At 39.1% G+C, this 21,594-nt stretch carries 15 protein-coding genes; 9 read left to right on the plus strand and 6 right to left on the minus strand.

Annotated features, from left to right (window positions below):
- The first annotated feature begins 106 nt into the window (after positions 1–106).
- Together ACYVFA_RS20135 and ACYVFA_RS20140 are read left to right on the plus strand one after the other, a co-directional pair.
- Complete coding sequence (locus tag ACYVFA_RS20135) at positions 107–865, plus strand: hypothetical protein (protein ID WP_460473653.1); 759 nt, start codon at positions 107–109, stop codon at positions 863–865.
- A gap of 205 nt (positions 866–1,070) precedes the next feature.
- Entirely contained in the window at positions 1,071–1,544 is a 474-nt protein-coding gene (locus ACYVFA_RS20140; protein WP_460473654.1) for a nuclear transport factor 2 family protein, read from the plus strand.
- Between the two features lie 8 nt (positions 1,545–1,552).
- On the opposite strand, the gene ACYVFA_RS20145 is transcribed toward ACYVFA_RS20140, so the two are convergent.
- Complete coding sequence (locus tag ACYVFA_RS20145) at positions 1,553–2,434, minus strand: DMT family transporter (RefSeq protein ID WP_460473655.1); 882 nt, start codon at positions 2,432–2,434, stop codon at positions 1,553–1,555.
- Between the two features lie 174 nt (positions 2,435–2,608).
- On the opposite strand from ACYVFA_RS20145, the gene ACYVFA_RS20150 reads away from it, so the two are divergent.
- Positions 2,609–3,124 (plus strand): dihydrofolate reductase, encoded by a 516-nt coding sequence (locus tag ACYVFA_RS20150; RefSeq protein WP_460473656.1) that lies wholly within the window; start codon positions 2,609–2,611, stop codon positions 3,122–3,124.
- Between the two features lie 84 nt (positions 3,125–3,208).
- Here the strand turns inward: ACYVFA_RS20150 and ACYVFA_RS20155 are convergent, their stop codons facing one another.
- Both ACYVFA_RS20155 and ACYVFA_RS20160 read right to left on the minus strand, forming a co-directional pair.
- Positions 3,209–3,910: a LytR/AlgR family response regulator transcription factor gene (locus tag ACYVFA_RS20155; RefSeq protein ID WP_460473657.1), complete on the minus strand. Its 702-nt coding sequence runs from the start codon at positions 3,908–3,910 to the stop codon at positions 3,209–3,211.
- Positions 3,907–4,914 carry a sensor histidine kinase gene (locus ACYVFA_RS20160; protein ID WP_460473658.1) on the minus strand — a complete coding sequence of 336 codons (1,008 nt, stop codon included), beginning with the start codon at positions 4,912–4,914 and terminating at the stop codon, positions 3,907–3,909. The genes ACYVFA_RS20155 and ACYVFA_RS20160 overlap by 4 nt, the downstream gene beginning before the upstream one ends.
- Positions 4,915–5,081: 167 nt before the next feature.
- On the opposite strand from ACYVFA_RS20160, the gene ACYVFA_RS20165 reads away from it, so the two are divergent.
- The 3 genes from ACYVFA_RS20165 (at position 5,082) to ACYVFA_RS20175 (ending at position 7,773) form a co-directional block, all read left to right on the plus strand.
- Entirely contained in the window at positions 5,082–5,528 is a 447-nt protein-coding gene (locus tag ACYVFA_RS20165) for a hypothetical protein (RefSeq protein ID WP_460473659.1), read from the plus strand.
- Positions 5,529–5,530: 2 nt separating this feature from the next.
- Complete coding sequence (locus ACYVFA_RS20170; protein WP_460473660.1) at positions 5,531–5,959, plus strand: nuclear transport factor 2 family protein; 429 nt, start codon at positions 5,531–5,533, stop codon at positions 5,957–5,959.
- A gap of 134 nt (positions 5,960–6,093) precedes the next feature.
- Positions 6,094–7,773, plus strand: a complete 1,680-nt coding sequence (locus tag ACYVFA_RS20175) for an N-acyl-D-amino-acid deacylase family protein (protein ID WP_460473661.1) — start codon at positions 6,094–6,096, stop codon at positions 7,771–7,773.
- A 4-nt stretch (positions 7,774–7,777) separates the two neighbouring features.
- Here ACYVFA_RS20175 and ACYVFA_RS20180 read toward each other — a convergent pair whose 3' ends face one another.
- Both ACYVFA_RS20180 and ACYVFA_RS20185 read right to left on the minus strand, forming a co-directional pair.
- Positions 7,778–9,340, minus strand: a complete 1,563-nt coding sequence (locus ACYVFA_RS20180) for a phytoene desaturase family protein (protein WP_460473662.1) — start codon at positions 9,338–9,340, stop codon at positions 7,778–7,780.
- Positions 9,341–9,536: 196 nt separating this feature from the next.
- Positions 9,537–10,265 carry a gamma-glutamyl-gamma-aminobutyrate hydrolase family protein gene (locus tag ACYVFA_RS20185; protein ID WP_460473663.1) on the minus strand — a complete coding sequence of 243 codons (729 nt, stop codon included), beginning with the start codon at positions 10,263–10,265 and terminating at the stop codon, positions 9,537–9,539.
- A gap of 375 nt (positions 10,266–10,640) precedes the next feature.
- Between ACYVFA_RS20185 and ACYVFA_RS20190 the strand changes: the two genes are divergently transcribed.
- From ACYVFA_RS20190 to ACYVFA_RS20200, 3 genes are all read left to right on the plus strand, one after another.
- Entirely contained in the window at positions 10,641–13,811 is a 3,171-nt protein-coding gene (locus ACYVFA_RS20190; RefSeq protein WP_460473664.1) for a PAS domain S-box protein, read from the plus strand.
- Between the two features lie 209 nt (positions 13,812–14,020).
- Complete coding sequence (locus ACYVFA_RS20195) at positions 14,021–15,436, plus strand: inorganic phosphate transporter (RefSeq protein WP_460473665.1); 1,416 nt, start codon at positions 14,021–14,023, stop codon at positions 15,434–15,436.
- A gap of 162 nt (positions 15,437–15,598) precedes the next feature.
- Positions 15,599–16,915, plus strand: a complete 1,317-nt coding sequence (locus tag ACYVFA_RS20200; RefSeq protein ID WP_460473666.1) for a porin — start codon at positions 15,599–15,601, stop codon at positions 16,913–16,915.
- On the opposite strand, the gene ACYVFA_RS20205 is transcribed toward ACYVFA_RS20200, so the two are convergent.
- Positions 16,912–21,501 carry a translocation/assembly module TamB domain-containing protein gene (locus tag ACYVFA_RS20205; protein ID WP_460473667.1) on the minus strand — a complete coding sequence of 1,530 codons (4,590 nt, stop codon included), beginning with the start codon at positions 21,499–21,501 and terminating at the stop codon, positions 16,912–16,914. The two genes, ACYVFA_RS20200 and ACYVFA_RS20205, sit on opposite strands and share 4 nt — an antisense overlap.
- Positions 21,502–21,594 lie beyond the last annotated feature (93 nt).

A 21,594-nucleotide genomic window follows, 5' to 3' on the forward strand; every position in this document is an offset into this window, starting at 1 on the left:
TTGACGAAATAAGCATCAATGACTCTTATAATATTCAAAGATATTATAAGAAAAATACATTTTTTGTTTTTAATTTTGTTATAGATATTTATTCGTATTACTACCTATGAAAACGTTCGTACTTCTTTTCACGCTTGTGGCGTTGCCATGCTGTGTTATGGGGCAGGAGCTCTATAATCCGGCCAAAGATTACCGGTATTTTATCAGAGACGAAAAAACTGCGGATAACAATCAAACCAAGATTGTTATTAATGAAAAAGGTGATACTACGCTTGTGGCCTATTATAAAGCGCAGAATTTAGGTAGCAGGACTACCCAAGAATTTACGAAAGTCTACAAGGGCACTCCTTATTTTAAAAATGGATGGTTTAAAGGAATGATGAGTGCAGAAAATGGGAAAGATATGCATTTTCTGATGGCTTATAATATTCATAAAAATGTGGTTTATGTTGTAAAAAATTCTCAGGGCGATGCGCTGGAGGTGCGACCGGATGAGTTTACAATCGAAGGACATACATTCAGAAAATACGAAAATATATTCCTTGAGACACTTTATCTGGGGCAAAACATTTTCCTAAAAGGCTACGATTGTATTCTAAACACCAAAAGTGCTGAAAAAACAGGTTATGAAACGCAAGGAGCGGACTCTGAGTATGAGGGGGAGTTCAGAAAATACCAGAAGTACTACACTATTCAGGACGATATGCTACGGGCAGTAACATTGGGTAAGAAAGCACTTCAGTCTTTCCCAAAAGGCAAAAAACCATTACTTGAGCAATTTATAAGAAACAATAAAATCAATCTGAAAACCGAGCAAGGGTTAATTGAAGTTTTCAGATATTATGATTCGCTGAATACGTTATAATTTTTCGCCGCTCGGCCGTCGCCGGGCGGCATATTACACCAACCCTCACCAATTTTTTGAGGAGATTGTCTACACAGAATCTTTATATTAATTTTCCTCCGTTCGATAGTTACTCCTTTTTAAGGAGGCTTGGATTGCTGATGCGATAGCCTCGGCATCTTGCGTTCCGTTTTTATTTCATTTCAATTAAACTGCTTTTAATCAAATGAATAAAACATTGACATTCCTTATGCTGGTATCCATGATTCTGGCATCTTGCAAACTCAGTTCCAAACATAAACAAACCCGGACAGGTATGATAACTGAAACCAATACTTCTACCAAAAGTACTACGCTTGCCGCTGTAGAAAGATTCAACGAAGCATTCAATCGCCATGATGTAGATGCCGTGATGAATGCCATGACAGAAGATTGTATTTTTGAGAATACGAATCCAGCACCAGACGGCACGCGCTTAGTTGGTGCCGAGGCAGTAAGAGCCTACTGGACAAAATTCTTCACGAATAACCCTGACGCTTTTTTTGAAGCAGAGGATATATTTGCCGATGGCGACCGATGCGTGGTAAGATGGATTTATCGCAAAACCAAAGATGGCAAACCTTGGCATCTGAGAGGTGTAGATGTTTTCAAAGTTCGTAATGGGAAGGTAGCCGAAAAATTAGCTTATGTGAAGGGATGATAGATTTATCAAAACAAAATAATCAATACCGAGCCAATAATCATAATCACGCCGCCGATCAGTTTTTTATAAATATCCTGCTCCTGGAAAATCCGGTAGCCCAGAAAAATATTTACCAGAACCGAAAGTTGAAAAAGCGATAAGGCATAGCCTACCGGCATCAGTTGGAATATATAAGTGGTTGAAAACTGTGTAATACCGATGCATAGAATAAGCCCTAAAAATATACCCATTGTATTAAATTCAATTTTCTGAACATGCTTAAGCACATTCTCTCTATTCCATAGAATCAGAATCAATGAAAAAAGGGTACCAAACCAGCACCAGCTAAAAAAAGAATGGATATAAGAAGAAACCAGAATTACTTTCTTCCCGATGATGGCCTCGGTAGCTGTCAGAATCATTGCCCAGATTCTGAACTGGATTTCCTTTCGTTTAAAAAGTTGCCAGCTAAAACCTTCTTCGGTGGTGTTTAATACAAAATAGCTTCCGGCAATGATTAACCCCACTCCTATCAATCCCCATATACCCGGAATCTCTTGCAACAGGAAAACGCCAATAATCATACTTATAACCGCTTTATAAGCATTAATAGGCCCCAGAACTGAAAGGTCGCCAGCTTGTAGAGCTTTTACTAGAAATAGGTTTCCTAAAGCGCCTAATAAACCCATGATGATGGAGTAAATCCAGTAATCAGCAGAGATACGGCTCCAGTCTAGTTGAAAAGTAAAAGCCAGACAAACCAATCCTAAAATGAAATAAGTCAAGAAATTGACAAACAAAGGCGAAAGCCCTTGAATAGTCAGTTTTTTCTGAAAAACATTGGCAAACGGATTGGAAAAGATTCTTAGTAAAACGGCTAGGGTAAGTATCAAAGTGGCACTAGTCAAGCTTATAATAGGTTTAAGTTGCAACAATTTGCCCGGGCTTTCGGTGAATAAATTCACCGCTAAGAAAACAAAGGAATAAATTTTATTTTATATACCGACTAAAGTCGGCATTAATGTCGAAATAAACTTGCACAATTACCAGAAATTGATACTTTCGTACTTATTATCTAAACTATGCTAACAGCCATGCCCATTATTTCTTTAATTGCTGCGATGAGTGAAAACCGAGCCATCGGGCTCAATAATGCGTTACCCTGGGAACCTATTGCTGCCGATTGGGATAATCTAAAAACCGTTACTAAAGGCAAAAAGATGATTATGGGGCGGAAGAGCTATGATAATCCGCATAGGATATGGTCGGAGGTGGGTAATTATGTTATCACCCGTCAGCAGGATTATGAAGTGGAGGCCGGTTTTGAGGTGGTAGGCAGTTTAGAAGAAGCATTGACAAAATGCGCCGATCAGGAAGAAGTATTTGTATTAGGTGGTGAAGAGATATTCAGATTAGCTATACCGATGGCAGATAAAATCTATCTGACGATTGTACATCAGGTCTTCGATGCAGATGCTTTTTTCCCGGATTTTGATGAAGAAGAGTTCGATATAATAGACCGCAAAGAATTCAGAGCGGGAGAAAACACACCTTATGATATTTCTATTTTGACTTATCAATGGGAAGGATTCAGGTAGATATAATTATAAATCAATAATGGTAATGACACATTCAAGGAAGGATGAAGATATTGCTGCAATGGAGTGATTTATTTGAATAAGCTACAACATTCTGTCGCTTACTTTCTGCAAAAAGCCTTCCCGATATTTTTCTGAAATGGGTATACTCTTTTCCTGAATAATCACCTGATTATCGCTGATTTTCCTGATTTTATTGCAATTGATAATGTACGACAAATGTACTCTGACAAAATTGGGTGGCAGGGTTTCCTCTAATTCCCGCATGAGTTTATAGGTAACTACTTTCTCGTTGTCGGTTACTATGGTTACATAATCTTTCAGTCCCTCGATATACAGCATATCATCATATTCCAATTTGATAATTTCTCTGCCTGATTTTACAAAAATATGTATTTCTGCCGGGCTTGCTACTGCAGACCTGGTAGTTTCAGGGCTTTGCAAACGCTTGACGGATTTCAGAAAACGCTCAAAGGTGATGGGTTTCAACAGATAGTCGAAAGCATTTTTTTCATAACTTTCAATCGCAAACTCAGAGTAGGCTGTAGTGAATACTACTTTCTGTTTTTCGGGAAGAAAGCTTTTGAGTTGCATACCAGTGAGGTAAGGCATTTCAATATCTAGAAAAATCAGATCTACTTCGTTTTTCTCCAGAAAAGCAATGGCCTCCATGGCATTAAAACACTTGCCAGCCAATGTCAGAAATGGCACTTGTTTGATGTGGTTTTCCATCAAAGAAACAGCCAGCGGCTCATCATCTACAATCAGACAATTGAATTTAATCATACAGGGAACGATAAAGATGCATAAAAATAGCCCTCTTTGCAGTAGGCTTCGAAACCAAAGCCAGCAGGATATAGTAAATCTAATCGCTTCTGCAAATTAGCCAAACTTCTCCAAGTGCCTGCTTTCTGGTTGAATGTTTTGTTTTTTACTATATAATATAGAATACTATTTTCCAGATTTAAGGATATTTCGGCTTCGTTGTCTTTCATGGTCTTGTTTACTCCGTGCTTAAAAACATTCTCCACAAAAGGTATCAATAACATAGGTGAAACCATAAAGTGCTTGTCTGTTATGGCATTGGTAAAGGTCAATTTCAAGGGATTCACCATTCTGATTTGCTCCAATTCAATGTAGTTTTCAAGAAATTGTATTTCAGTTTCCAATAGCACCTTTTCTTTTGTAGCCTCATCCACAAAATACCGCATCATATCTGATAGCTTGGCTATCATCTCAGGAGTTCTGGGTGAATTCGAGACGCTTAGTGAATAAATATTATTGAGTGTATTGAACAAAAAATGGGGTTGCACCTGTGCTTTCAACAAGTTCAGTTCAGTAGTCAATTGTTTGTTTTTCAGTATCTCCTGTGTATGCAATAGATCTACATAATCAATTGAAATACGAAGCAGGAACCCAAAGAGAAAGGCTAAAAACTGTGTCATTAACAAAAAAGAAAAATGGGTAAAGTTCCATCCGTAAAAGGTGTGTCTGATAAATATTCTATTGAGCAATTGGTCTTCAATAAACATTCTCAGAAAAACCGTGATTAACAAAAACGTAACAGAGTACAAACCATACTCCCAATATTTCCTTTTTTGAAAGAACTTGACTATCAAATAATTAGCATTCCCATAAACTGCCGCCAAAAAGAAAACCACAAAAATATTGGCAGTTACGAATCCCATTTCCCATCTGTTTTTTTGGGTAAAATACATAATAAGCATGGTATATACCATAACCCAAAGTACTACCTGTATACCCTTGAAATTGATTCGAGTCTGATTCATATCCAAATTTCCTTTTTTTAGGCAATTATCCCTAATTATTTCGATACATCTGCTCTTTTTTTCGATGCTTTCTTATAAAGATAGGTAGGTCGAAAAAAATGAGGCAACGGTCTAATAATGTTTCTGGAGTGTTGCCACTACTCTAATATTGCATCAAAAATATATTTATGAAAAAGCTAACTCTCCTATTACTGATAGGTTTTCTATTCTGGCAAAAAGCCCATGCTCAAAAAGATACTTATGTGATTATGGACATTGTCAAGGTCAAAAACGGACTCTGGAACGAAGCCCACTACTTTTTTGAGAACAATTGGAAAGTCTTTAGAGAAGAAGCCATCAAGCAGGGTATTATCAGCTCTTATTATATGCTGGTCAACAAGGCCGATAGTGTCAGTAATAATATTGTACTGATTACTGAATATCCTGACAGTCTGACGTATCGCAAGAGTGAAGAGAATTTCCGACCGATTCTGAAAAAATTCCGCCCGGATGGTCCAGTTTTCCTCAATGAAAAACGTCGGGATGACTTTATGCAGATTGTTGTATTCAAAGTGTATAGAGTCTGGACCGATGATAAAGAAAAACGTAAAAAAATCATTCTAAATCTCAATTAATCATGCAAAAATTGATGCTTATTGTTTTCTGTCTTTTAACGCAATTATCGGTTGCATTAGCACAAAAGTCAGATCTTGAATTAGTAAAAGAGACCATTCAGAACTATCTAGATGGTGGTACTTATGGCGATACGGCAAAAATGGCTAAGGTATTTCACCCAACGGCTTTTATGAAATTTGTTGACGTAAAAACCGGAGAGTTCAGAGATGTACCTATTGCCAAATACCTAGAGGGTGGTAAGGCAAATGCAGGAAAAAAAATTGACCGTACAACCAAAATTCTGAGCATTGATATTACAGGAACTGCCGCTCAAGCTAAATTAGAATTAGATATGCCAACCACTAAACTAACCGATTATTTCAATTTACTGAAGATCAATGGGGAATGGAAAGTAGTTAGTAAAATTTTCGCCAGAGAAGACAAGAAATAAAATTTATATAGTTTGTTAGAAATTCATTAATCTATGCTAGAATTCTAGTGTAGATTTTTTTTATTGCATTTTTCCAATAATTATCCATCTAATAATCGTAATTTGTTGCACCGATTATTTTAATCCCTAAACACATGCGATACTGCCGACTCTTATTATTTCTGCTTACGCTATTAGTTTTGAGTTCCTGCGAGGAAAAATCTACCTATGATATTATCATTAAAAACGGCTTGGTCTATGATGGCAGTGGTGGTGAACCACAAAAAGCTGATATTGCTATTATGGCTGATACTATTGCCTTTATTGGTGATTTATCGGGTCAATCGGGCACCAAACAAACCATTGACGCGAATGGACTAGTGATTTCGCCGGGCTTTGTGAATATGCTAAGCTGGAGTACGGAAAGCCTGATTCAGGATGGTCGTTCTCTGGGAGAAATCAAAGAAGGGGTTACGCTTGAAGTAATGGGAGAAGGTGATTCGATGGGACCATTGAGCGATTCGGTCAAAGCCTATGCACAACGCCTGCAAGGTGATATTAAATATAAAATTGAATGGACAAGCCTGGGAGAGTATCTCAATTATCTCGAAAAAAGAGGAGTTTCTACCAATGTAGCTTCTTTTGTTGGCGCAGCTACCGTAAGAGCCAATGAATTGGGGTATGCCAATCGTCCTCCGAATAAAGAAGAACTGGAAAGAATGAGGCAACAGGTAAGAAAGGCAATGCAAGAGGGCGCTATGGGGGTTGGTTCGTCGCTTATTTATGTACCCGGCACTTATGCCAATACTTATGAGTTGACCGAATTAGCCAAAGTAGCTTCAGAATATGGCGGTATGTATATTTCACACATCAGAAGCGAGGGCAACAAACTGGAAGAGGCTGTTGATGAAATTATCAAAATAGGAAAGGATGCCAATATCCATTCTGAGATATATCATTTGAAAGCTGCCGGAAAAGATAACTGGTATAAATTAGATAAAGTGATTGCCCGAATTGACAGCGCCCGCAAGGCTGGTATCAATATCACCGCAGATATGTATAATTATATTGCCGGAGCAACCGGTCTGGATGCCGCCATGCCACCATGGGTACAAGAGGGTGGCTTGCCGCAATGGCGCAGAAGAATTAAAGAAGAGATTATCAGAAGAAGAGTTGGCGAAGAAATGCAAGCCAAACAAAAAGACTGGGAAAATCTTTGTCTGGCAGCCGGAGCAGATAAAACTTTATTGATTGGATTCAAGCAGGATTCTTTGAAAAAATATATTGGCAAAACTCTGGCAGAAGTGGCCACCATACGCCACAAAACCTGGTATGAAACGGCAATGGATCTGGTGATTGACGATGATTCAAGAGTAGAAGTAGTGTACTTCTTAATGAGTGAAGAGAATGTAAAAAAACAGATACAATTGCCCTATATGAGTTTCTGCTCTGATGCAGCTTCGATGGCACCAGAGGGCGTATTTCTTAAATCAAGCGCCCATCCGAGAGCTTACGGTAGTTTTACCCGATTAATTGGTAAATATGTGCGAGATGAAAAGGTGGTTTCTTTGCAGGAAGCCATCAGAAAATTGTCGTCTTTACCTTGCGATAACCTGAAAATCCAGAAAAGAGGGCGATTGAAGGTTGGGTATTTTGCTGATGTATTAGCCTTTGATTTGGCTAAAATGAAAGACAATGCCACTTTCGAAAAACCTCATCAATTATCCGATGGCATGGTACACGTCTTTGTAAACGGGCAACAAGTATTGAAAGACGGCACGCATACAGGTGTAAAATCAGGCAGATTCGTAAAAGGGCCAGGTTGGAAACAGTAAATTGTTATACACCTAGCACTACCTTCGCTGCATTTCTGCCCGGTATTCCGCTGACTGCACCGCCTCTGGCAGCACCAGAGCCACAGATATAGATATGGTCGTAGGGGGTTTCTACTCCCCATTTACCTATGGCGTCGGAAGTTTCAGCATAAAACCAGGATAAGCCATTATGGAAGATATTTCCCCGTGTCATGCCTAGTTCTTTTTCTAAGTCTACCGAGCTTTTGGCTTCCAGACATAGATTACCGTTTTTGTCTCTGGCCAGACAATCTTCCAGCGGTTCGGCTAAATAAGCATTAATGCCTTTCAGAAATCTGGCTACTACTTCTTTTTTAGCGGCTTCATTATCTTTGACAAATAACTCATAAGGTAAATCAAGGCCAAAAACTGTGAGTGTATGATACCCCTGTTCCTGTAATTCTTCTGAAAGTATAGAGGGGTCTGTCAAAGTATGGCAATAAATTTCACAGGCAATCGGGTCAGGAATTTTGCCTGAAGAAGCCCTGTCAAAGGTTTCTTCCATCTGCTCATACGATTGATTGATGTGGAATGTTCCGGCAAATGCCTGTTCGGGGCTTACCTGAGTATCTTTCAGTTGAGGCAGTTTTTTCAGTAGGAGATTAATCTTAAAGGCCGTTCCTTCTTCGGTTGGGTGGCTGGGCAGCGGAATATTTCCTAAGAGCTGTTCTAATACTTTAGGCGGGGCATTCAATAAAATATCTTTGGCTTTTATACTATATGTTCTTTCATTCATCTGATACATGACTTTCAACTCCTCTCCTCTTTCAATCTGCATTACTTCGGCATTTGTTTTGATTTCTACGCCCAGTTCAAGAGCCTTTTCTATCAACTGTGCTACCAGATTGCCCATACCACCCTGTGGTACCCGCCATTCGCCTGTTTTATTGCCAATAATATGATAAATAAAGGTTTTGTTCTGCAAAAGACTTAGATCGTAGGCATGGGTATAAGAGCCTATTTTGGCATCAGTCATTAATACACCTCGCAGAATATCTGATTTCACGTGGCTTTCAATCAGTTTACCAATAGGTTCTTCCACAAAACTCTTCCAGAGTTCGCTTTGCCCATGTCTTTCAAAATATGTTTTCCATTCTTCCTTATTTTTGAGCGGTTGCATAAACGAATCCCAGATCAAATCGGCAAAGGTTTGTTGTTTTTGCAGAATCGCCTGATACCCCTCCCACTCTGCTTCTCCATAGCCCAAGTCAAGAACCGATTGCTTCGAAAGATTTTCATCGATATTACTAATAATTAAACCTTTGTTGTGCCCGTATTGCTGATAAGGCGTATAAGAAGCGGTTTCTCTGCGAAGTAGATTTACATGAATATCCAGTTCCTCAAAAATCTCCTTCGGGAAAAGACTAACTAAATAAGAATAGCGTGAAAGATAAGCCTCATAGTCAGGGAAAACTTTCTGCGAGGTGGTACCTCCTCCTATATAATCGTTTTTCTCCAGAATCAATACCTTCTTACCTGCCATAGCCAGATAGCAAGCTGCTACCAAGCCATTGTGGCCTCCGCCTATGATAACTATGTCGTGAATCATTTAGTGATTTAGTGAATGAGTGATTTTAGTCTTGAACTATGCCGCGACGGCGGACCGTTTTAGCTGATTTATGTGATTGTACTGATTATAATTTTTATGAGACTAATTTGCTGAAATAATTAAGTATGAACAAAAAAGTTATTGAGGTTTATCAAAAATCAATCATAATTAGCGTCAGTGAAATCACATAAATCAGCTAAAACGGTCCGCCGTCGCGGCATAGTTTAAGACTAAACTCCTCCGCCGCCTGAATAAATACCTCTCTGATACGATTATTAAATGGATTTCCTGAATCTTCTATGCGTTCAGGGTGCCATTGTACCAGTGTCAACGAATGGTTGTTTGGGGTCTTCCATTCCAGGCCTTCTACAATACCATCTTCTGATAATGAATTGACTACCAAAGTTTCAGCAGGCATATCAACCGATTGATGATGTGCTGAATTGATTTCTCCCGCTGTTGTGCCCACAATCATTGCCAGATTTGAGTCTGGCACAACTCCTATCTGATGATAGCGGTCTTTGCCTTCGTAATACTTCGAATGATTGTTTTTCCCGATGCTCGGAATATCCCCTATCAATGTTCCACCTAAGAAAACATTGGCAAACTGTAACCCTCTGCAAATGCCCAATAGAGGTATTTTATGCGCAAAAACATATTCGCAAACCTTCCATTCAAATTCGTCACGCTGCACATCCATAAACTCAGGATTGCATAGCGGCAGGTTCTCGGGCTTGTTATAAAAGCGTGGGTGAACATCTTCTCCACCTGTTAATAATAGGCCATTGCATTGACTGATTAAGGCCAAATTGTTTTCTTTGTAGCCGAGTCTGATTATACGTATATCGTCATTATGGCTTAATATCCATTTTTCATAAATCGGATGTTTTTCACCGCAATCAGTAATGCCAATTGTTAGTTTCATCGAACAAATAGTGAATTTGGTAACAGAAAATAGTGCCTTGTATCCGTTTAATAAAAAAACTTTTGATTATTTCGGGATAGAAGATTTAACATTACAAAAAGCCTTGGATGGTATGATTTTTGAATACTAAACATTGAATTGCACTCACAAAAATTGCAATTTATCAGGCCAAAAACAAATAGTTTATTCGTTTGCTGTTCCGGCTTTTGCATACAAGATATATAACTTTTACTTAATCTTTCTAAAACCAGACGTCTGCTGCAATCTTCATTATTTTTAATGAATGTTTTACTAAAATCTGATTTTATTTATGCCAGATAAAATTATGACAAATTTTGATGGTTAAGTTTTATAAGGGATTATTAAACAATCGACATGACAGCTTTATTACCTGTTCCGGCTAATGAAAAGGAAAGACTAGAAGCCCTGAAAAAATACAATTTACTAGATACTGTAAATGAAGAGGAGTTTGACCGTCTGACCAGATTAGCTTCTATTATTTGTGGAGTCCCCATGTCTGTCATTACGCTTATTGACGAAGAAAGACAATGGTTTAAATCCAAAATCGGCCTAGATGATGATGAAACACCCCGTGAGGACTCGTTTTGCCAGTATACGATTATGGATGATGTTCTTTTAACGGTGGAAGATGCTACCCAAGACGAACGTTTTAAAGACAATCCATTGGTGTTAGGCAAACCGCATGTACGCTTCTATGCAGGTTATCCTCTGATTGACCCAGATGGATTTGCGTTGGGATCTATGTGTGTGATTGACGATAAACCACGAAAGTTAAGCAAAGATCAGGAAGAAGCGCTCAATATATTAGCTAAAGAAGTTATTTCACAGATATTAGCACGTAAAAAAAGAGAAGAACTGAAAGATTACGAGACCCTGTTTAATCTTTCGAAAGATTTGATTTGTGTGGTTGAAGATGCACATTTTAAAAAGATTAATCCGGCATTCAAGCAAACGCTTGGCTGGACAACAGAGGAATTGCTGACCAAACCAATTCAGGACTTTATTCATCCTGATGATCTAGAATATTCCAGAGACCAACTTAAAGATATTTCTAATAAAGTCGGGACTGTAAGCGTAAATAACCGATACCTGACAGTTAATGGTGATTATAAGCTGCTGCAATGGGTAGCAACAATAGACCCGAAGACAGGTAATGCTTATGCCATTGCCCGCGATATTACCGATCAGAACCGTGTAGAGCAGGAATTGGTAGAAACCAAGAATATGCTTGAATCGACCAATCGGGTGGCTAAAATCGGTACCTGGAAAGTGAATCTGGAGACGTATGAAATATGGTTCTCTGATATTATGAAAGAAATCTATGAAGTTGGCACTGATTATGTCCCTACCGTAGAAAATAATATTCTGCTTTCTAGCAGCAGCAGAGAGATGGTTGAAAGAATGGTGAATGAATCTATTCAAACTGGCTCATCATTCGATACTCAATTCCAGATTATTACGGCCAAAAATAACAGAAAATGGGTAAGAGCCGTAGGAAAAGCAGAGTTTGACAATGGTAGACCATATATTCTGTATGGAACGCTGCAAGATATTGACAAAGAAAAACAGGTAAGACTTGAATTAGACAAGGTTTACACTGAATTGAAAGCAATATTGGATGCTGATTCAGGCATTGCTATTATTACCAGCGATGATTTCGGCAATATCAGAACTTTCAATAAAGGGGCTGAAAATATGTTAGGCTACAAGGCAGAAGAAGTAGTAGGAATTCATAAAGCGAATATTTTCCACGACCCGGAAGAGATTTATGCCTATGCCGAAAAAGTAACTAAAGAACTCGACATTAAACTTCATGTACCTGATGAAGCGCTGATTGCCAAAGCCCGATTGGGTAATACTGACTCCAACGAGTGGACATATATTACCAAGGACGGAACAAAAATTACAGTTGAGTTATCCCTCACTCCTCTTACCTATAGTTCTAACGAGATTACAGGCTTTGTAGGCATTGCCAAAGATATTACTGCCAAGAAGATATGGGAGCGTAAGATTATGCTCAGCGAAGAGCGCCACAGAGGTTTTTTCGAACACTCGCAAGGCTTGATGTGTACACATGACCTGAAAGGCAGATTCCTGACTGTGAACCCTGCCGGAGCGCAATTATTGGGGTATTCTGCCGAAGAATATCTGCAAAAGACTTTGTTTGACCTCGTACCTGCTGAATACGCCAGTGTGGTAAAAGCTTATCTGCATCAGATAAAAGAGCAAGGTAGTTTCAAGGGATTGATGAAAGTGCAACATAGAGATGGGTCTTTCAAAACCTGGATGTATAACAATATTCTTTCGGAACTGATTGATGGTGAGAAGTATGTGATCGGTAATGCCGTAGACATGACCGAGCGTATTCTGATAGAAAAAGAACTCATCAAGGCCAAAGTTCAGGCCGAACAGAATGCGCATGCAAAAGACGTATTTCTGGCTAATATGAGCCATGAAATACGCACACCTATGAATGCCATTGTAGGTTTTGCCAATTTGCTGAAAGATACGCCGCTGAACGAAGAACAGTCTGAATACCTATCATATATCACTACTTCAACTGAAAATCTTTTGGGTATTATCAACGATATTCTGGATATTTCGAAAATTGAGTCTGGGCATATTGTGATTGAAGAAGTGCCATTCAGTGTGAAGGAAATTGTGCGAACAGTGAAGAACATTCTGAAAGGGAAGGCGAATGATAAAGGTCTTAAAATAGACTGCCATGTAGATGACAATGTACCTAATACACTATTAGGAGACCCGACCAGACTTAACCAGATATTGCTCAATCTTACCAATAATGCCGTTAAGTTCACAAATTCAGGCTCTGTGAATATTGTAGTAGACCAGGTAAGCAATACCGATGCTGAAAGTACTATCACATTTAAGGTAGTAGATACCGGAATTGGTATTCCTCAGGAAAAGCTGGATATGATTTTCGACCGCTTCACGCAGGCCAATTCTGATACCACCCGTAAATATGGAGGAACCGGCTTAGGCTTAAGTATCTCGAAATCGTTGATAGAATTGCAGAACGGAGAATTATGGGTGGAAAGTGTTCCTGATGAAGGCTCAACCTTTGCGTTTAAACTTACCTATAAAACAGTAAAAGAAGAGGTTGATAAGAATAAAACCAGTAATAATGTGCTGCTGATCAGCGATAAAAAAGTACATATATTACTTGTAGAGGATAATATCCTGAATCAGAAACTAGCCTTACGTGTACTTGAAAAATTTGGTTTTACAAGCGATCTGGCAGTAAATGGCAGGATTGCTACCGAAAAAGTAAGGGATAATCAATACGATATTATTCTGATGGACTTACAGATGCCAGAAATGGATGGATATCAGGCCACTACTTATATTCGTAAAGAACTGAAAGATACAACACCGATTATGGCTATGACAGCTCACTCATTAGTGGGAGAAAAAGACAAATGTATTGAAATCGGGATGAATGAATACATCACCAAACCTTTCAATCAAAGAGAGCTTTTTGATAAGATAATGAGCTTTGTCTGAAGAATTGAGTGAATGAGCGTATGAGTGATTCTTAAACAATAATTTAATCACTCAATCGCTCATTCACTCAGTGTTTTTTTAAATCCTTCCTTTTCAAGTATTTACAATTTCTTAATACACTTTCTTTCTACTATCTTCGAAACTTTCGGAATTTTGCACCATGAACACCAATATAATCATACTGTAATAACTTAAACCCAAAATCCCTTATGTTTGGCTTAGAAACCGACATTTTTCTGTTACTCTCCTTCTGCCTTTTAGCAGCCTGCGCATTCGAATTCATCAATGGTTTTCACGATACTGCCAACGCCGTTGCCACTGTTATTTATACCAATTCGCTTAAACCAACCCAAGCGGTGGTTTGGTCTGGTCTGGTTAATTTCGTGGGTGTTGTTACGGGTGGTGTCGGTGTAGGGATGAGTATTGTCAACTTACTACCAGTTGAATTATTAATCGACCAGAATGTATATCACAGTATCGCGATGGTGCTGGCCTTGTTATTCAGTGCGATAATCTGGAACTTTGGAACCTGGTACTTTGGAATACCGGCATCAAGTTCGCATACTTTAATCGGAGCGATCTTAGGTGTAGGCCTGGGATACGCATTGCTTCCCGACAATACAGCAGGAGTAGCAGCCGTAAACTGGGATAAAGCCAAAGAAATATTCTATGCTTTATTCTTGTCGCCACTAGTGGGTTTCAGTTTAGCCGTTATTCTGATGTTTACGCTTCGGAGAGCATTGAATAAAGATATCAGAAAACAGATGTTCGACGAACCTAAGAAAAACGAAGAACCTCCTTTCTGGGTAAGAGGTATTCTGATAACTACCTGTACACTGGTAAGCTTCTTCCATGGCCGCAATGACGGACAAAAAGGTATCGGTTTGGTAATGTTAATTCTGATTGGTATACTTCCGGCTTACTTTGCAATTAACAATACAATTGATTTTGATAAAATCAGACCTGATTTAGCTACAATCTCACAAAAAGTAGCCTTAATTGATACTACTAAAACATCAGATGTTGAAAAGGTGAGAATCGCCAAAATCAAAGAAAGTGTTGCATTCCTGAATGCGTTGGCAGATAGTCATAAAGTTGACAAGGCTCATGCCTTAGATGCACGTAAGGCGCTTCTTACTATTAGTGGAAACACTAAAAAACTGGTAGAAGATTCAGATGTTATTCTAAGTACTGCTGACAAAGCCGCTTTGAAAGCCGCAGCCGTACAAGAAGAAAAAGGTATCAGAAAATATACTGACCACGCACCGATGTGGGTAATCCTGATGATTTCAATGTCATTAGGTCTCGGAACGATGATTGGCTGGAAAAGAATCGTAGTAACTGTTGGTGAAAAAATCGGTAAATCTCACCTGACCTATGCCCAAGGTGCTTCTGCCGAGTTAGTAGCCGCTGCTACTATCGGAATGGCCTCATGGTTTAAATTGCCTGTAAGTACTACTCACTCTTTATCGTCGGGTATTGCAGGTTCAATGGTTGCCAGCAAAGGTATCAAAAACTTGCAGTCTGGTACTATCAAAAATATCGCTTTGGCTTGGGTGCTTACTCTACCAGTAGCCATTATCCTTTCAGCTACCTTATTCCTTTTCTTCCGCTGGATATTGTAAGGGTTGGAGAAAGGGATATGGAACAAGGAACACGTTTCTTTTTTTAATTCAGATTTATAGAAATATAAAATAAAGATTTTGGAATAGGTTTTTCTACTCCAAAATCTTTTGCATTTAGCAGAATTCAAACGATTTTGCACCCATTTTGATTTTACACCAAATATGAAACTCTTTTTTAATGTTAGTATAAGAGCAGCAGTGCTCTGTTTTTCGTGCTATTTTTCGCTATCCTATTCTTTTGCACAAGACCATGGATCTTTGACAGAGATTGATACAGTTACTGCCCGAAAACTTCTCTCTACTCTCAAGAAATACGAATATGTAGGTATTAGTGGTTATATTCAGCCACAATTCCAGTGGATAGGAACTCGTGGAGCAAAGAATTTTAATGGTGGAGATTTTCAGCCTAATGCCAGCAATCGCTTCATGATGCGCAGGGGACGTCTGCGATTTGATTATGCCCGATATTTTGAAAATGGGATGCCCAAACTTTATTTTATCTTCCAGTTTGATGGCACAGAAAGAGGTATTTTTATCCGGGACTTCTGGGGACGTATCTACGAAAATAAATTCAAATCTTTTTATCTGACCACTGGTATGTTTGCCCGACCTTTTGGCTTTGAGGTAGGCTATGGCTCACCAGACCGTGAATCGCCCGAGCGTGGCAGGATGTCTCAGATTCTGATGAAAGTTGAACGGGATTTTGGTTTTATGGGTAGCTACGAACCACGTGCTAAAACCAATTTTCTGAAATATATTAAGTTTGACTTAGGCTTATTCAACGGGCAGGGAGTTAACACTGTTGCTGATTTTGATAATCATAAAGACCTCATCACCAGGCTTTCAGTAAAGCATTTTACCTTAGCGCCTAAACTCATTGTGAGTGGAAGTGTATCCGGTTTCTTTGGCGGAATGGAGCAGTTTACCAATCAGATTTATCGGATGAATGAGGGTACCAGACATTTTGCTGTCGATTCATCGGCAAGCAATGTCGGAAAAATTGCCCCAAGAAATTACTATGGTGCTGACATACAAATCAGAATTCCAAACCGTGTGGGTGAAACTGAATTCAGAGCGGAATATATCAGAGGTACACAAACTGCCATTCAAACTACTACTGAAACACCTGCCATTATTCCTTTAGAAAACGGCAAATTAGCTCCTTTATACATTCGCAAATTTGATGGTGCTTACTTTTATTTTTTGCAACATTTAGGTAGCAAAAAACATCAGTTAATAGTGAAATACGATTGGTACGACCCTAACAAAAGTGTAAAAGGCAAAGAAATAGGGCAAGGATTTACAGGTGCCGATGTAAGATTTAATACGCTTGGCTTTGGCTACCTGACCTATATTTACGACAATGTCCGTCTGATGCTTTGGTACGAAATGCCACAGAATGAAAAAACGGCTCTGGCTGATTACAATAAAGATCTGAAAGATAATAATTTTACTTGTCGGGTGCAGTATAGATTTTAGAGAGACGCACCCCTAACTCCTAAAGGGGAACTATACAAAAACGTAGAATTAGTAAGCTCTCCTTTAGGGGCGGGGGGGCTTGATTTACGTTTGAATATCGTATTGAAATTACGCGTGTGTTGAAGACTCACGCCGTTTACTGTTACGTTGGTGTTGAAATTGTAGAAATAGTTGGGTACGTTGCGGCTATAGGCTTTCAGGCGCCAGCTACCTTCTTCGTTCAGCATCCATTCTACTTCGCCACCATAAAAGTAGTTTCCCGCAGTTTGTTCCTGATTTTGGAGGATGGTATTATTGACACTCAATTTCAGGCGGTTATTGCTGAAACGATACGAAAAATTGAGTTGCATATTATTAAACAAATTCTGGCGTACACTGCTACTCAACACACCAAGTTGCACTCCAATTTCCAGTTTTGGGTCTATTTTTGAAGCAATAGTACCCAATTGGTTGGTTAATAAGCTACTCACATTATCCAGCAATAATTGAGAATCAACGGCATCTTTGAAACTATTATCTGAAAACAACCGGTTAAAGGCTGCTACTCCTACAAAGTTATTGGCTAATAATTGTTCATCATTCCGTAGGCGCTGCTCGAAAGCAATTACCTGGGGCTGGAGATTGAGAGGCAGGCGGCGCTGGTCGAATTTAATATCGTATTTGATGGTAGGTTTCATCAATTTATCCGTCAGTATCACATAGGCACTGACCGGATAAGGGGTTTTCAATTCAGCACTATTGGTACCAGACGCAATACCGTCCGGCAGAAACACATTCGCCGTTACAATGGCATTGATACTGATGTCTGCATCATAAGGGTCTCCTGACCAGCGAATCCAGCTTCCATCAGCAATATCAAATTTCCGTACACGAGATATATTCTGTAAGCTGAAATCGTATTTACCACTTTTAATGGTATAAGGGCCTGTCATGGTAAAACCACCACGGGTATCATATTCAATGCTTATACGCCCGCTACCTACAGCCGTTAACTGATCTTTGTTAATCCTGTCAAATATTACTTCACACTCGGCATCAGGTGTAATTGTAAAGTTAAAAGCCATCGTCAGGCTACCCGATTCTTCATTCACTACCGAATCCTTTTTGGCTTGCTTATCTTGCAGATCTTTCGTATTTCTTGTCACAAAAGTAATGCCCTCTTCTTCGGTGTTCACATAGGTGGCCCCATCTAAAGGTATCGTGATTTTCGTATCTTTTTTGCTGGTAAGATTACCGGCAATGGTTACATTTTTTAGACTTCCTGTAATGTGTACATCTCCTGTAGCTACTCCTGTTCCATAAAAATCTTCGTTGTTTTTGATGGTGGTATTCATGATTCTGAATCCATCTCGGCCACGCATATAAGCATGAAGTCCCAACATGAAATTCCCGCTACCACCATTAAAAACTCCTCCCGCCAGTTCAGCTTCATTGCCTACCGCATCGCGAACTTTAAAGCCTTTCTGTGCAACAAAACCCTCTTCATTGAAATTAATCTTATCATCAAAATACAATGGAATATTCAGCTCGTTTACTATCAGGCTACCTTTTTCAACGGCAACACTACCTCTGATAATCGGGTCACCTGGCGTGCCTCTGATGGTTAGTTTTCCTGAACCAAAGCCACCTACATTAGTAAAAATATCCTCTACAAACGACTGGAAGATTTCAAGATTAGCTCTATTTAGATTAGCTTCCAGATTCAATGGGTCATAATCGTCTTTAGGGTCATAGGTACCTGCCAACCGGAATATCTCATTATTTTCTCTGACAATATTACCATTGATATTCAGTTTCTGAATCAGATTATCCCAAAGTATGGCGCCGTCAATCGTACCTATCAAGCTGTTTTTATAATATAATTTATCAACTCCAAACTTACTTGTGATCACTCCATCGCTGTAAACATCTTTCAGCATCAGGTTGCCATTTACGGTACCTTTCAGGTCTACATTGGTAATAGGCTCAAGGGTTTGCAAATTAAAATTTTCTACATTTACATACGCTTCTTTCAGACTATCAGGCGATAAATAGCCATTCATGGAGATACTCTGATTTTTGTTAGAAATGGCTACATCCTGAAAACAAATATCAGACTGATAGAAGTTAATCAGGTTGTTCTGAGCTACCTGCCAGGTTTCGCCTAATAAATCAAGCTTGGTATTCCGATGATTAAAGTTTACATCAATTTCATCATGCAGGAAGGTCACCTGCCCGAAAACCTGTGCCCTGTTTGAGCTTTTCTGTTGTTTAATCCGGGCATCAAATTCAATCACATTGGCTTGGCCCCAGGCTCCATTCACTTCCAGTTTTTCAGTAGGAGTCATATCTCCTAACTTCTGTTTTTCTGACTCAAACACCAGAGATGTCAGAATTTTTGGCGATGAAACCTCTTTAGAAGTATTGAAGTCTAACTCATTATTATAAAAGGCAAAACTACCATGCCGGAGCGTATCAATCTTTCCGGCTAATGAAAATTCAACGGTATTTCTGATATTAAGCTGTCCATTTAATTCGGTATTGGGTGATATATAGAGGTCAGGATAGAAGTAAGCAAAGAATGGCTCCGATTTCTTGAACATGACCTTATAATCTAAACCATATCTTGGCTGATAGGCACTCACAGGCAGGTTAATATAATAAGCCATACGCGTGGCTTCGTCTTCAACGAAGTACTGCGTATATTCTTTTGAAAAACGAGTCACATCGCTTATCACCTGACTTGGAATAAATCTCCCCTTAATATCAATATTAAAGAATTCTGAAAGCAGACCTATGTGACGGGAATTACTATCTAATGCCGAGGTAACAAACACCGAATCAATACCCAGTTTGCGGTTATCATATTGCAAAACGGTATGTAAGAGCTGAGCTTTACCAATCCAGTTGTCTAATTCATTTCCCTCAAAATCGAGGCTTATTTCAGAGCGTAGCTTTACATCATTCCTGGCATAGCCCAAAGCACGAAGGTTGGCATTCTGAACGATTCCATGAATATCGAAATGATTAAGTGCAGGTTTAAAATCTACCTTCCCACCAATATTAAAAGTCAGATTGGTATCTTTTACACTGATTCGCCCATCGAATAAAGACTGGCTCATGGAACCATCCACATGGATATTTTTGAAATCATAGCCGTTAAACCAGATATGCTTTACCGTTCCATCGAAATTCAGCAGGGCATCTTTAATGGTCAATCCTTTTCCTTTTATCTCACCATTGAATGACATTTTCTGAAGTATGCTCTCCTCATTGATGAGTTTGCCTAACTCTAACTCTTCCACCATCAGCGAGCCGTTATAAGTTGGCAGCGCTTTGCCATCCGGGATTTTCATGGTAATATTTCCTGCCATCAGACCGAGTTGAGATTTCACAAAAGCATCGGTGGTGAAGTCGTTATAAAGCCCCTTAAATATTCCGGCAAAGGTGGTTATACCAAACTTCTGCACGTGTTTCTGATAAAGCGAATCACCTACATACTGACGGGCATCGATGGCATCAATCTGCGAGGGTTTCCAGTTCAAATCCATGACTGCCTGCCGCAAATCAGGCATATTTTTAAAGGCAATTTCTCCGTCGAGGTAACTATTTGTTCCAAATTTCAGATTAAAGCTTTTGACTCGAAAATCATGCACGGTTCCCCTGAAATCGCCGTTGAGCAGATAGTTTTCCCGATACTCATACATATCGGTGGCAAACCTGCCAAGGTCCTGTGCATCAATCTGGCAATCGTTCAAATCACCCACCATTTCTACTTTTTCATTGAAATCACTGAAATCTCTGGGGGTAATATAGTTGAAATGAACCGAGCGTTTGAGAGTCGAATTATTGATTTTGGCATATAAATCGTCGAACCTCATGTGCTGCCTTGAATAGAAAAACTGGGTATTTAGTTCTTTTATCTCCAGGTCACTCCTACGTTCTTTGCCTTTCAGGTCTGTCAACGCAAATTTGATGGTATCACCTTGTATGAAGAAATCTTTCAGCAAACCCTGTACTCCATTGACAGTAAAGTTGTTATAATCAAACTCCTCTTTCGGGAAACGTGGTTCTTCCGGGTCTTGCAGCGTAAATGTTCCCCCCTGAATATAAGCTTCGTCTATCGTAAATGGGATATTATGTTCTATACGCACCTTAGCTGTATCTGGTGTTGAAGTCAGCGATTCAATTTTTGCTATCCATTTATCGATATTCAGTTCTCCGTCGGGCTCGTAGATGAGTTTTACCCGAGGGTCGAGCACCATTACATAGTCGAGATTATTATCGAATGTCAGAAAGGTATTCCAATCAAAATTGAAATTGGTTTTGGAGTTTACGTACAATTCTCTCACAAAAATCATTTCACGGTTTTTGTAGTCGTAGATGGTTACGTTCTCCAGCGTGATTTCATCAAACCAAGTAAGCTTGGCCTTTTCGATTTTTACTTTTGAACCTAATTTTTCGGAAAGATATGCAGTAGCTCGTTGTAGAACACTTGTTTGAATCTCAGGAAGTTGTAGCGCATAAAACACAACCATTATTCCCATAAAAATAATGAAAATAAGATTGAGCAGGATTCTGGTCGATATTTTGGCTATCCGGCGCAAATACTTTAATGAATCAACAAAATAATTAACAAATTAATTAATTACTGAATTAGCAATAGTAATTTTGTGTTTTAATAAGTGTAATGCGGGCTT

This window comes from Emticicia fontis (assembly GCF_054779675.1).

Coding starts and splice junctions, on each gene's coding strand:
- ACYVFA_RS20155 (WP_460473657.1), bottom strand. CDS start 3,910: ATGATTAAATTCAATTGTCTGATTGTAGATGATGAGCCGCTGGCTGTT.
- ACYVFA_RS20135 (WP_460473653.1), top strand. CDS start 107: ATGAAAACGTTCGTACTTCTTTTCACGCTTGTGGCGTTGCCATGCTGT.
- ACYVFA_RS20200 (WP_460473666.1), top strand. CDS start 15,599: ATGAAACTCTTTTTTAATGTTAGTATAAGAGCAGCAGTGCTCTGTTTT.
- ACYVFA_RS20150 (WP_460473656.1), top strand. CDS start 2,609: ATGCTAACAGCCATGCCCATTATTTCTTTAATTGCTGCGATGAGTGAA.
- ACYVFA_RS20190 (WP_460473664.1), top strand. CDS start 10,641: ATGACAGCTTTATTACCTGTTCCGGCTAATGAAAAGGAAAGACTAGAA.
- ACYVFA_RS20160 (WP_460473658.1), bottom strand. CDS start 4,914: ATGAATCAGACTCGAATCAATTTCAAGGGTATACAGGTAGTACTTTGG.
- ACYVFA_RS20165 (WP_460473659.1), top strand. CDS start 5,082: ATGAAAAAGCTAACTCTCCTATTACTGATAGGTTTTCTATTCTGGCAA.
- ACYVFA_RS20170 (WP_460473660.1), top strand. CDS start 5,531: ATGCAAAAATTGATGCTTATTGTTTTCTGTCTTTTAACGCAATTATCG.
- ACYVFA_RS20175 (WP_460473661.1), top strand. CDS start 6,094: ATGCGATACTGCCGACTCTTATTATTTCTGCTTACGCTATTAGTTTTG.
- ACYVFA_RS20185 (WP_460473663.1), bottom strand. CDS start 10,265: ATGAAACTAACAATTGGCATTACTGATTGCGGTGAAAAACATCCGATT.
- ACYVFA_RS20195 (WP_460473665.1), top strand. CDS start 14,021: ATGTTTGGCTTAGAAACCGACATTTTTCTGTTACTCTCCTTCTGCCTT.
- ACYVFA_RS20180 (WP_460473662.1), bottom strand. CDS start 9,340: ATGATTCACGACATAGTTATCATAGGCGGAGGCCACAATGGCTTGGTA.
- ACYVFA_RS20140 (WP_460473654.1), top strand. CDS start 1,071: ATGAATAAAACATTGACATTCCTTATGCTGGTATCCATGATTCTGGCA.